The organism is Lysinibacillus sp. FSL K6-0102 (genome assembly GCF_038003545.1).
Taxonomy (GTDB): domain Bacteria; phylum Bacillota; class Bacilli; order Bacillales_A; family Planococcaceae; genus Lysinibacillus; species Lysinibacillus capsici.
The window spans coordinates 2,256,433-2,269,072 of the sequence record NZ_JBBOPH010000001.1 but is presented as its reverse complement, the minus strand read 5'-3'; the positions used below and the strand labels follow the sequence as shown (position 1 = coordinate 2,269,072).

The 12,640-nt window shown below is 33.6% G+C and carries 14 protein-coding genes; 3 read left to right on the top strand and 11 right to left on the bottom strand.

Annotated elements, in window-relative coordinates:
• Nucleotides 1-20: 20 nt before the first annotated feature.
• The 3 genes from NYE73_RS11440 to NYE73_RS24710 form a co-directional block, all read right to left on the bottom strand.
• Nucleotides 21-587, bottom strand: coding sequence for a hypothetical protein (locus NYE73_RS11440; RefSeq protein ID WP_066037859.1), 567 nt, complete (start codon nt 585-587; stop codon nt 21-23).
• Nucleotides 588-1,248: 661 nt separating this feature from the next.
• Nucleotides 1,249-1,494 carry a terminase gpA endonuclease subunit gene (locus NYE73_RS11435; protein ID WP_066037857.1) on the bottom strand — a complete coding sequence of 82 codons (246 nt, stop codon included), beginning with the start codon at nt 1,492-1,494 and terminating at the stop codon, nt 1,249-1,251.
• A 29-nt stretch (nt 1,495-1,523) separates the two neighbouring features.
• Nucleotides 1,524-1,646, bottom strand: coding sequence for a terminase gpA endonuclease subunit (locus tag NYE73_RS24710; RefSeq protein WP_375543425.1), 123 nt, complete (start codon nt 1,644-1,646; stop codon nt 1,524-1,526).
• A gap of 243 nt (nt 1,647-1,889) precedes the next feature.
• Here NYE73_RS24710 and NYE73_RS11430 point away from each other — a divergent pair, with 243 nt between their 5' ends.
• Both NYE73_RS11430 and NYE73_RS11425 read left to right on the top strand, forming a co-directional pair.
• Complete coding sequence (locus tag NYE73_RS11430; protein WP_256389913.1) at nt 1,890-2,012, top strand: hypothetical protein; 123 nt, start codon at nt 1,890-1,892, stop codon at nt 2,010-2,012.
• 8 nt (nt 2,013-2,020) lie between these two features.
• Nucleotides 2,021-2,701: a site-specific integrase gene (locus NYE73_RS11425; protein WP_083225386.1), complete on the top strand. Its 681-nt coding sequence runs from the start codon at nt 2,021-2,023 to the stop codon at nt 2,699-2,701.
• Here the strand turns inward: NYE73_RS11425 and NYE73_RS11420 are convergent.
• The 3 genes from NYE73_RS11420 to NYE73_RS11410 all read right to left on the bottom strand — a co-directional run bounded on the left by NYE73_RS11420 (nt 2,685) and on the right by NYE73_RS11410 (nt 7,890).
• A complete protein-coding gene (locus NYE73_RS11420; protein WP_139111242.1) occupies nt 2,685-3,743 on the bottom strand; it encodes a hypothetical protein in 1,059 nt (352 codons plus the stop codon). The genes NYE73_RS11425 and NYE73_RS11420 overlap by 17 nt on opposite strands.
• Before the next feature lie 737 nt (nt 3,744-4,480).
• Nucleotides 4,481-5,110, bottom strand: a complete 630-nt coding sequence (locus tag NYE73_RS11415; protein WP_066037853.1) for a hypothetical protein — start codon at nt 5,108-5,110, stop codon at nt 4,481-4,483.
• Nucleotides 5,111-5,787: 677 nt separating this feature from the next.
• A complete protein-coding gene (locus NYE73_RS11410) occupies nt 5,788-7,890 on the bottom strand; it encodes an Ig-like domain-containing protein (RefSeq protein ID WP_259951304.1) in 2,103 nt (700 codons plus the stop codon).
• 660 nt (nt 7,891-8,550) lie between these two features.
• Between NYE73_RS11410 and NYE73_RS11405 the strand changes: the two genes are divergently transcribed.
• Complete coding sequence (locus tag NYE73_RS11405; RefSeq protein WP_254660047.1) at nt 8,551-8,799, top strand: hypothetical protein; 249 nt, start codon at nt 8,551-8,553, stop codon at nt 8,797-8,799.
• Nucleotides 8,800-8,972: 173 nt separating this feature from the next.
• Here the strand turns inward: NYE73_RS11405 and NYE73_RS11400 are convergent, their stop codons facing one another.
• The 5 genes from NYE73_RS11400 to NYE73_RS11380 form a co-directional block, all read right to left on the bottom strand.
• Nucleotides 8,973-9,173, bottom strand: a complete 201-nt coding sequence (locus tag NYE73_RS11400) for a hypothetical protein (RefSeq protein ID WP_004228479.1) — start codon at nt 9,171-9,173, stop codon at nt 8,973-8,975.
• A 406-nt stretch (nt 9,174-9,579) separates the two neighbouring features.
• Nucleotides 9,580-9,720, bottom strand: a complete 141-nt coding sequence (locus NYE73_RS24705) for a DUF3953 domain-containing protein (protein WP_225341030.1) — start codon at nt 9,718-9,720, stop codon at nt 9,580-9,582.
• A 227-nt stretch (nt 9,721-9,947) separates the two neighbouring features.
• Entirely contained in the window at nt 9,948-10,508 is a 561-nt protein-coding gene (locus NYE73_RS11390) for a DUF4256 domain-containing protein (RefSeq protein ID WP_066037849.1), read from the bottom strand.
• Between the two features lie 18 nt (nt 10,509-10,526).
• A complete protein-coding gene (locus NYE73_RS11385; RefSeq protein WP_259951310.1) occupies nt 10,527-10,817 on the bottom strand; it encodes an RNA polymerase alpha subunit C-terminal domain-containing protein in 291 nt (96 codons plus the stop codon).
• Nucleotides 10,818-11,389: 572 nt separating this feature from the next.
• The gene (locus NYE73_RS11380) at nt 11,390-12,232 is read right to left on the bottom strand and encodes a DUF5700 domain-containing putative Zn-dependent protease (protein ID WP_066037847.1); all 843 of its coding nucleotides are present in this window, start codon (nt 12,230-12,232) and stop codon (nt 11,390-11,392) included.
• Between the last annotated feature and the right edge of the window lie 408 nt (nt 12,233-12,640).

Below are 12,640 nucleotides of genomic sequence, written 5' to 3'. Positions count from 1 at the left end.
AAATTTTTCATCCTCGCCTCTTAATCAATAATCAAATTAGCACCTGGTTTAGGCGTACTTACCGCACGAAAGAAAATATCAAAACTTTCTATTTGACCATCCTTACTCACAAAGCATCTTACCTCAGCTGGCTGGTTATTGATATTTGTCCAAATTTGATTATGCCCTTGTTTCAACTTTCCGTTGTCGTCATTTTTTGATATTATGTCAATCCCTCTGTCTACAATTTGCTGTCTATCTTTTCCTAATCTCAGTATACCTCCATCAAGATGCTTTTTTGAAAAAATATGAGCTTCTGTAGCTACAACATTTCTAGCAGTTTTTATTACCTTACCTGTTCTATTCATCGATGAAATATATTTCCCAGCTTGTAAAACCACTCTGAATATAGGACCTACCCAAAATTGTTGTACCGCTTCCTCACCATCACCAATTTTATCAATAGGAAGGGTATTATCTAATCCTTCGGGATATTCATAATTTTCATTGCCAGATCCTTCATTTATTTCTTGTGCAAAAGATATGCTTGGTAAAATCGTTGCGCATAATAAAAATGTAGATATTAGACTAATAATAAACTTTTTCAATATATTTACCCTCCATGAATTAATTGAATTTAATTTTCTGTTAATAAGCTGATTACTATAGTAAGCACACCCTCGAGTTATTATTATCCTATCATTGGAAACTTCCCCACTTCAATTGTTGAAACACGCCATTCTTCGGCGTAAAATTTACATTAAATTTACAATAACCGCCACATAACGCTATCAATCACGCCATATTTTGGCGGTATTTATGTAATAAGAAGGTCCAAAGTTACATTTATTTTAATTTCATCAGATTTTGTTTGACATTCTTATCTGATAGTATATTTTATTGTTTTTACAAAACCTTAACAATAATTACCATTAATTTCATTGTAATTTATTTGATTTTATGTTTGTGAAATAAAAAAGCCCATTACCAATTAAGGTAACAGGCCTTCGAATTACAAAAGAGTTAATATTATCTTTTTACTTCATACATTTTTGTTGTTTAACTTTCGTTGTTATAAACGAGTTTTAACCCTAAAAGATCGGCTAGCTCTTGTACTTGAAACGTGTGTCCTACCATCTATAATCACTGCTGGAATAGTTTTTGTATCACTAAGTATAACTTTCGCTTCTGTAATTTCAGCCCCTTTTACTTCCTCCAAGCCATTTAAAATGTCTAGCTTGAATTGTGCCTCGGAGATTCCCATACTCGCTAAATAAGAATACGGATCTCTATTGTTGTACCTTTTAAATTATCTGTATAATTCAGTTCTAATGCTGAACCTATCTGACGACAAAGGGCTATTACAAAAGGATCAAAAGAAGCGTTACCCACAACTTCTACTTCTAATCGGTCATCTTGAACATCAACTACAGCCGTCAATACTAATACGTCCTTTGGTACTTCGCATTCATAGCCAATATGTCGAGAAATAAGTTTATAATGGTCTTTAATCATTCGTCTTTTCTTCTCACGACTGTATTAACCTACGTTTTTAAGGTTTCTATACCTTTACGATTTGCTTCTTTAAATTCATCTAAAATCCTTGCCCATTTCTCCCAAGGAGATGCAAGGGCGTTTAAATGAAATCCACGTTTCTTTGCTTCAATATTTCGAGCAATCTTTTTCCCCAGATGTGATTTCCATTTAACTTCTGTATATAGATATTAAATAGTAAATATACGAGAATATTAGAAGTTAAAGGTACCTATTGCATCTCCCTACTCAATCGCTATTTGGCGAAAAAGAAAATAACCGCAATCACGTCTATCGAATTACAAGGATAGCTCAATCATCTATTTGATAATGGAACAGCCTATAATACGCTACGCGGTACTCATAATACAGCCAAAATGTTATTTGCCTATGCCAAAGAATCTGGATTGATTGAAATGAACCCTGTGGAAGCTAATTTTGTGCCGAAGAAGAAAATGACGTTAGAGGAAGCAAGCAGTGAGGACACAGCGAAGCTTTAACCAATGAACTGAAGGAATTTTTAAGTTACGTGGACAAACATCATAATATCATATATCGCACGCTAATCTACGCAATCGCTTTTACAGGAATGCGACCAGGCGAAGCTGTTGCCTTAAAGTATGAGGATGTGGACTTGGAGAAGAAGGTCATACACATCAACAAAACGGTGTATGCAAAGAAAAGTATAAGGGGTTACTTCGAGCTCACTCCACCCAAAACTGCAGGCAGCATCCGCTCCGTCGATATTGATGATATTGTAGTGGAGAAATTAAAGCAGCTTTACAAATGGCGCGAGTATCGAGAATGGGCTAAGTCCGACTTTGTTTTCGGCGATAAGGAGGGCATCCCCCCTATCGTCAAAATGCTCAACCAAACCGTCCGGCGCATCGGTGCACTCACCGACATCAACAAACAATTCCGCACCTACATCCTCCGGCATACACATATTAGTCTGTTGGCAGAGGCTGGGGTGGATTTGAACTTTATTATGAATCGGGTTGGACATAAGAATTCTGATCAACAACGAAGATTTATTTGCATGTTACATCTGGGATGCGCATGGCCGCTACTGAGAGGATGCATGATAAGTTTACTGAGTTGTTGGAAGTGTGAAGATAAAAATGGGGATACTAATTTCTTAAAGAGTATCTCCACATTTAAATTATTATGGTTTATTTATCTTTATTAGTGATAAATGATAAGAAATCAAATATATTATGTTTTTTAACAATTTTCTCTTCAACTATTTTAAGATATTTATGAATATAGATTTGAAATTTAATGCTATTTAAAATACATTTGCTAAATTTGTAAACTAAAAACTCATCGTTTTTTGAAAAATAAAACGTATCAAAGGATTCTTTTGTAATAAAAATACTTTGCAGTATTTCTGAAATTTCATTTTCATCCATTTGTTTAGAAAATTCTCTTTCTAAATCATAACAAACCTTATGACTAATCCCGAAAGTAAATAGTTCCAAATTGGAATTTTCGACTTTAAAATTATTGATTGCTTTTGCCAATAATGAAATTTCATCAATATCAAGTAAATTTTCTAAATAAAAAGCTTTTTTATGTATTCTATTTTCAATAAAATCCTTCTGATTATTAATAATATATCCTATATTTTGGTTAGCAGTACGTAACGCCCTATAAAATAACCCTTTATGTTTAAAATGAAATTCAATTTGCGTTTTTAAATTATCTTTATGAACAGCTTTTTTTGTAGTTCTTATTAATCCAGATGGGCTTAAAAAATAAAATGCTAGAACAATTATTAAAATTACTATTAGTGGTGAGGCTAAACTTATCCAAGTTTTCAACTCTTTGAATGTTGGTAAATTAATATTAAATATGTAACTAACTATCGGTATTTCATAAAATAATTGTAATATACATAATACTATTAATACGTTAAAAATATTAATAGGTAAGAACTTAATTAAATAAAATTTATAGTATTCTACATTTCCATTTATAAAGTATGTAGTTTCTTCATTTGTGTAATTCTTTACCTCTTTAGATGGGAAACCTTGAATAAATTTATTAAGTATATTTAATAAAAAAAGTTCTATTTTTATAGTTCTAATGAGATTTTTTAATTGTCTATTATTTAAGTAGTTCAGTTGTTTTCGATTTAAAAATTCTTTTAATTTATTTTGTACCTTTAGCATAACAACACTAATTTTTTTCAAAATAAGCAACATTATACCAACTGTTGCTAAATACATAATAATTCCATTTACAAGTATCATATTCTATCTCACTCGCTTCTTAAAGTGTTTAAATTAATTAGTAAAACCCATTTATTACATATATTATACTTTATTTTTAATGTTGCTCTAAATTTTTTTTAGACCTAAACTTTATTCAAAAAGAACTTAAGAATAAATGTTTACTTTCCGTGACTTTTTCTAAAAAACCAACCTCAAAAAACCCCTATAAACGTTGATATATCAAGACATAGAAAAAGCATGAACGCATACATTCATCATAAGCGTTCATGCTTTTACCCTCTTTCATATGTATTCGCAAAGAGGTTTTGTGTGAATGTACAAAGACATGCTTTTCGCCTGATTTCTTGGGTTTTTGGGGGGAATGTGACTTCGTGATTGCACAATTAGAACAATCAAAGCTTTCATTATGTTTCATCGCTTCTAGTATGTATTCATATAAAGTAATATTTAATTACTAAATATACCAATAATACAAAAGGAAAAAGCCCAGGCTCAAAATTATTGAATACCTGGGTTTATCACAAAATTATTTACTTCTGGACTTACTTATATTTCTTACATAATCCATTATGAGAAATACAACCATAGTGATAATACCGTACATTATCGTCTCTTTACTATCAAAATAGTAGTCCTCTTTATTATAAATAAACTTAGAAATGTTTATAATTATCGCACCGACTATAAAATAAATTAGAAAGTTCCTGATTAATTTCATATTTTATTTTTCCTTATTCACAATTAGAACTTCCTGGGAATAGTTTGTTCATCTTAGTAGAACAGCTTACTGAGATAACACTAAGATTTATTACTAAACCTGGAAGTGTTGCACCTGCAACTTTTTTAGGAAACTCTTTTAAAATTAATTTTGCAGCTTGTTTGAAATTAGATGCTCTAATTGCATCAACAATAATCGTTAATGATGTAGCAATACCAAAATAACTCGATAAACCTTCTTTAATACATTCATTTTCTGCTGCTCTAAATTCCATTGTTTCTCTTTTACCATGCCATTCACAAGCTACTGCAAATAGTGTAATTTGTGGTTCAGAAATTATATTAACGTCTTCAGAAGAAATTAGTAGGTTTTCTACTTCTAATCCCTCAATGATCGCCTCTTTCATAGAATTACCTTTTAATTCTGTCTCTATTATTTCTCTATCATAACCTACAATAACTTCTTTATTATTTTTTAAAACTGCTTTGTCAAAAATCAATTCAAGTGCTTCTGCTAAATCATTTTCTAATTTTTGTTCTTGATTCATACTTTCAACAGTACTAATTGCATACGAACTAGAGACCCCTGAAAAAAGTAACGTCATTGTGATCATTAAAATAGTCATTAATTTAAATTTTCTCATGAAATAAACTCCTATTGTAATCTATTTAGTAATAGTTGTTGAATTACTATAGTAAATATCCCTCGAGGTAATTTTATCCTAACATTCTTAACTTTTCTAAATCAACACTCAATCAACGCCATTTTTTTGGCGTTTATTATGTATATTTTGGCGTAATTTATAAATAAAAAACAAATCACGCCAAATCACGTCACTTATCCTTCCTTATTATTGGCGTACAAGGCATTACTTGTACATCTAAAGTAATATTTACTGTGAATTTTCTTCAAAAACCCTTGAAAACAATTTAAAGTTAGTTAGGTAAAACCATTCACATAATTGTCAAAATGAACAACTGTAAGTAGACAGGACTCAAGCCGTTCAAACGTTTCTGCTAACGATATGCTTATAATATTTACATAAGCCATGCTTTTGCACCAAAATGCTTCAATCGGTCCGTATCAATACATTGACCAACACGCGACATGCTTTGTATCAAACTGGCTTTGTTTTCGCTTCGCTTAATTTACTTGTTTACTTGGAGGTTCACTATATATGAATGGCTGCTCGCCAAGCTGTGATGATTTTATTGCCGACTTTATGCTGAAAAAAGAGGGAATGATTAGTCAATGCCTCTTTTGAACGACACTATAAAAGGACACGTCCATAGACGCATCCCTTAGCTTGTAAAATTAGTTCTATTGGAAATTAAAAATCCATGTCATCGACCCAGTATTATTGTTAATATCTGTGTAATCAAATGTTATCTGAGCTTCTCCTGTACCAATCTTCTGCACATTTAAAAAAACATGTCCAGAAGGATTTGGACCCGTAATCGTTGCAGTGGCAATATTGTCATCATTACTTCTCGGATTACTGAAAATGACAGTTGAATTGTTTTCCCCTGTTATGGCAACCGTCAAATTCACATTAGTTGACATGGAATAAGGTCCACCAAATGTCCCACCATCAACATATGGTGGTGAAATATTAACTCTTGGTGTATCTGGAATTGTCACCGTTACGGGTGCTGACTTGTAAGCTACTACTCTAGTGTTATTATCTACTATTTTATAGTTTACCGTTACATCACCAGCTGTAGCACCTCTTATAGCCCCTGTACTTTGCTGAATTGTTGCAGCTCCTGTACCATTTGTTACAGTCCAGATGATGGATTGTCCGATTCCTGGAGGCGTAAAATTAGTTGCTGCTGAGCCCCAGCCAATAACTGAATAAGGTGCTGGCACCATGGGTATTGCTGCTACTGCTGCTTGTGGATGAACTGTCACAGTTGTCGTACCTTTTTCAATTACTACGCCATTAGCATCCATTCCTACATACGTAATAACTGAGCTACCTGCACTTATAGCTGTTACTTGGCCAGTTGTAGCATTCACTATCGCTACACTTGTTGGTTCAGCTACAAAACTTTTGTTTGTTGCTGTTGCAGATAAACCTGCTCCTACTGAAGCTGTTATTACTTCATCCATTTGCAGTACTTGCGAATATGTTGGGCTTTTTGCTGTTGCCTCATCATATACAGTGAGACTCACAGAATTCATTTTACCATTACTACTTGTATACGAAATGATTGTGTTGCCTGGTGTGTGAGCAGTAATTTCACCTGTACTAGAATGAACTGTTGCAACACCTGTATTGCTTGATGACCACGTTATTGTGCCTGATTCGGTTGTTTCTGCTGTTCTACTAGTAGTTTCTCCCAGTTGTAAAACAGATGATGATGTTCCTACGCCAGTAATCGCTGCACCATTGCTATGGGTCACTGTGAAAGTAACTGAAGCCGTTTTTAGTCCATCTACCGTTGTTGCTGTTATGGTCACAGTACCTATACCAGTCGCTATTACTTTCCCCTGCCCGTTAACAGTTGCAACGTTCAGATCTGAGGAAGTCCATCTCACAAGTTTATTTGTCGCATTTGTGGGTACAACATTTACTGTTAATGTCTTTGTTTCACCAATTTTAAGATTTTCTATCACCTCATTCAATGTAATCCCGACTACAGGAATTACACTTGGTGTTGGTGATGGATCTGAGTCTGAGTCTGAGTTTGGTACTGGTTTTGGTTCTGGTTTTGGTTCTGGCTTTGGCTCTGGTTTTGGTTCTGGCTTTGGTTCTGGCTTTGGTTCTGGCTTTGGTTCTGGTTCTGGTGTTACTTTATCAATCTGCTTTAAAAATCGAGAAGCAACAAGGGCAACTTGTTGTCTTTCAGCTATTCCTTGTGGATTGAAACGATTTAATGTATCGCCTGTCATTAGGTTTGATGCTACTGCAAAACCTACCGCATCCCTTGCCCAAGCAGAAATTTTATGCTGGTCAGCAAAAGTAAGTTGTTCGCCAAGGCCATTAGTTTCACCACCTAATGCTCTAGCAAATAGAGTGGCCATTTCTTGACGTGTTAAACCTGAGCCAACGCCGAACTTCCCATCACCTATCCCATTTATTAATCCGGCTTTAACTGCTGCTTCGATAGCTGGATAAGCATAATGAGTTGTTGGAATATCGGTAAATGTTGGAGTACTTGGAGAGTTAGTTAGATTTAAATCCAGTGCTTTCGCTAAAATCATAGCAAAATCTTGTCTTGTAATTGCTGATGATGGTCTAAATTCACCATCTGGATAACCATTTATAATGCCTTTTTCCACTAACTCGTTGATAGCATTTTTTGCATAGGAATTCTCAATATCAGAGAAATCAACTGCAGCAAAGGTGACTGTATTTACTGAAAGAAATGAAACGACAAAACTTGATAAAAATACTATACTAATTATAATATTTTTCAAAATAACACTCCTTAGTTTAGTTTGGAATAAGTATCTTTCATCTTCAATTATTAATTTTATAGCCATTTAATGTCGTTTCTATTAACAAACGTTAATAGTACTGTTAATTATTAACAGCATAGAATTATTCGTTGCTTGTGCAGCGACTTCTCATTTTACTTAGAACTCTATCATCACAAATTACTTGTTAAATTGTATCCCTCCTATCAACAAACTCATCTAGTTTTAACAGGTCTTCTACAATAAATATTCTTTACCTATTACTTTTTTTCCTTCTGTAATTCAATCCATCCATTAAATATATATTAATTACAAAATAAACAGTAATTAACGCTTACTTTCATATTCAATATATGCTTCTTCGGCAGTGGTAGATATGATAGCTTATATCCAACTGACTTAATACTGTGTTCTTGCTAGTATGTCTCAACGTTTTTTCAATGCTTACAGGTGCCATCATCTGGTATGATTAAACCTGAAAATCAATTACTAAAAAAAGTAAATATACTAAATCTTTTCAAATTCAGTACGATAAGAACTATGGAACTAAAAATGTGAATGGGAAGGTGACAATTTATCATGATGACGACAAAATTTTCTACTATGCAATATTTAATGTCACGTAGATCCTCGTCTAAGTATTATGGGTTGACGCGACAAATGAACAAGGAAGTTAAAGCTACATCAAAAGAGGATCAAGAAAAGATAAATAAAATAATTGAAGAAAGTAAAACTTCTAAACTATCTAGCAAACAAATTGATACGTTAAAAAGCGCTGTAAAGCAAGGGTTATTAGGATCTAGTTCTAATCATTTAAGCCCATTAGGTATGTATAACTATAAAAAATCAATCACAAGTTCGAATTCAAACTTACATTCAACTTTGAGAGCTTATCGAAACTCTATCTAGTTTTTAAACACCCTTTAAACCTATTAGAGGGTGTTTTGTCTTGTAAGACAGGTTTCATATCATGGTATTCAATTAACCAAAGTCGAACATCATGTATGCTTTTAAATCCTTATCCCTTTTAAACGTCCACTATATAAAAAGGATCACTTTCTTATCAGTGACCCTTTCAACGATTATTTAAAATTCTGTGGTTTTACCACTTTAAATGAAGCGACTTCCCCGCAGTTTTTACAAAAAGTCATTTGGAGTGGTGACCCTACCGCCATGATTGCGCCAATAGGTCTTATATTGCCCTGGCTTGTAGTACCTCCCACCTGTCCAGTCGTAAATTTATCTCGACCACAAGCCTTGCACACTAATTTTTCATTCTCCATCTTATCACCTCATTTTATGTAATTTATGTAAATTATAACATATAAATATCTAGTATGTGCGATGAGGGAGTCTACCCACAAACCTATAAAATATCTAGGAAAATAATGAAGAAAATATTCTTATTATTCATTTTGTTATTGCTTGTAATGAAACAGTTAGACTGGAGGAAAAACATTTGCATTTCCTGATGAAATCCTAAAAATAATAATGATGGGACAAGGGGCAAATCGTGAGGTAAAGACGAACATTTGAACATGACATCGACAGAAAAAAAATGCCATGCAAATTTTAACTGAATCCTATCCAGATGAAGGGCCATTATATACTTTGGAAGTGATTTATGAAAATGTCTGGAAGGACTTGATCAATGTATGGTATTACGAAAATTAACAGTGGCTACTTCCCTTAAATCAAGACAAAGCTTTGAACGGACACATAGATTGAAAATATAGATACCCCCATTAGGAACCAACCATAAACTGTTCGCTGTTTTTGGAATTCTTGAATGCCTAGAGTGAACATGAAAAGGCCTAAGAACAATATCATGAGGTAATTCAATTGGAAATCACGTGTGATTAGTCCGTAAACTGCGAGAGATATGCCTGTGATGGAAAAAATAATTTTTAAACAATTTAACATAATTCTCCACCTCCCCTTTTAGTTTATCATACACTAAATAAAGGATATAGCTAACTAGAAAGACATTGGCATAACTATATTTCCATAGAAAAAGGCATATGCTCATCCGCAAATCGGACATATGCCTTTATTTCTTAAACTCTTAACGATCCACGGAAGCCTCTTGCTGCGTAGTAGGATTCTGCTCCATTGTGGTACATAAAGACCATGTCATAGCGACGATCGCAGAAGATAGCTCCGCCTAGTTTTCGAATGTTGTCAGGTGTTTGTACCCAGCTTGATGTTTTTAAATCGAACTTGCCAAGCTCCTGTAGTTGGCGATATTGCTCCTCTGTTAACAGCTCAATACCCATTTCCTTGGCTACGTCCATAGCCGTATTTTCAGGCTTGTGATTTTTTCTAGATTCCCATGCTTCGCGGTCATAACATAAACTTCTGCGACCTTTAGGACTTTCCGCAGAACAATCATAGAAAATGAACTCGTCCGTGTTTGCATCATAGCCTATTACATCTGGTTCACCGCCTGTTGCTTCCATTTCGTAGAGCGACCATAGTTTCTCCCTATTAGCCTCTAGCCTAGCTTGGACATTTGCCCAGTCAAGCCCTTCATGACGAGATGTATTTTTCTCGAAGCGAACTTGCAAAGTATTGATTAGTTCCTCGGTTTGCTCTTGTGATAATTCCTTCGTTGACATTGTTGTCTTCCCCCTCACTTATTTAAATGACAAGCCTTCTTCTTTCAATGATGATTTCATAATCGGTAAGGAGGCTGGTCCAATACCATGCAATTTTAAGATTTCCTTTTCCGTATACATAGATAGTTTTTCCAACGTATCAATACCTGCGTGTACGAATGCATTTCTTGCAGGTGAACTCAATTTGGAAAGGAAGCCACTGCTAGGTTTATTTTCCTGATCACAGGTAGGGCAGCTTGGACAATCTGTGCTTTTGTAAAATGGATGTCCTTTTTCACAAACTTTTAACCTTTTTTCTGCCAACCTCATCCCTCCAAAGCCTTTACTTTTGTCCATTTTACCATATTTCTTCAAAGGGATTGAAAAGGGACACTTTAATTTTTCATCAATTCACGCTCTATTGAAGTTGGTGCTACATTTACTGATTTAACAACTTCTATAGTTAACTTTAGCCAAATTCAATTACTCATCAAAAAATCTGTTACTTGAACAAAATGAGCGGTGATTTTTTTATTGGAAATCTATACTGCAAGGGAGTAGCATCCTTGGATTTTAAATCATTGGTAAAGGAATATCTTGATATGATACAAGCAAGAGCTGAACGAGAAGTATTCCCTAATACGATAAGAACATACTGCTACAACTTATGGTATTTCATTGTGTATTTGAAGATAAAAGGGTTGGATATTTTGGATCTAGACGGTAAACCTGATGTTCTTACTAACTTCAAATTGTGGCTCAAGAACCCATATAGATTTCATGAAAATGTGGAGATGTTAGATTCCGAATATCTTGAAGATGACCTTAAAGTTTCTACTTCGTCCTCTGTTACTCGACAATCGGTCCCGAATGTCGAATAACTTAACTCTAAATTAAACATTTTAAGTAAGTTCTAATAGCACATTCTCTATTTCTTTATTGAAGGTAGATTCTTTCCAAAGTGTAACGGCCTCTTTCTCTTGATATTTTTCAATTAAGATTTGGATCACATTGTATCCAATAAAATACCCTAAACGTGTGAAACCAAAGTAGGAACCTCCATTAATTGAAAACCATTCATGGATAATTTCAGGTTGTGTACGTTTGTTTATATCACCCAAAAAAGTAGTGATAATATCATTTTTGTTATCCTCTGCAAATCTTAACCATTCTTCTCCATTATCATCGTATAAAAAATAGACCGATTTGTCAGCATCAGCAACTTGTTCTGAAAAATACGTTGCACATCCTTCCTGAAACAGCGTTGTAAAGGGATGAAACCACTGAACTTTAGACCAATCCATCCCCTCCTGATCTGATAAAATATTATGAAGAGTATGACCAAATTCATGAGCAATAATTACTTTTAAATGCTTATCATTAGAAGAGAGCTTTTCTAAACAAAAAGTCACTTCAGGAATAATTTGACGATGTGTAAATGCATTTGACCCATATGCTCCAACAATTATATGTACATCTTTAGTGAACTCGACATTATATTTTTGTCTGTAAGATAACACAACTTGTTGAATTAGGCTTTCGATTTTTCCACTTGATTCCTGTATCTCACTCATTTGGGAAGGATATTTTTCAATTGCGTTTTTAATCTTCTCATCTGCATTTTTACAATGATACAGGAAATATTCCTTGAAGTGTTGGGAGAACTTTTCATGGTAGTGTTTTAAGAACTGCTCCGAAGGCATGTAGTTTAATAAAAAATATGGAACTGTATTATAAATTTTCATAATTACCGTCCTCCATTATATAACAATCCTCTTCATTAATTTGAACTATACTTTTAAATTTCTCCAAATAATTTTTAGTTCCTGCTCATTTCATACAGTTTTTTCATCAAAAATTTATTATTACTAATCGAACTTAATTATTATCAATCTTTATTAAAAGGCCACAAAAAAAGCCTGTATCCATAATTACTTGGTAATTGAAGATACAGGCTTTATCTTTAAAAAATAATAGTGATGTATTGATTTGATAATACATTGTTCAATACTATATACCAATACACTATCTTCCTTATTCTAACTATCATTTTTAGGTATAATGTTTACAAATAGCAGTCTCTCTCATTTTACAGACACACAGAATAGATAGTGTCATCCACTTCCCCCTCAAAACTGTTGTGTAGTTTAAAA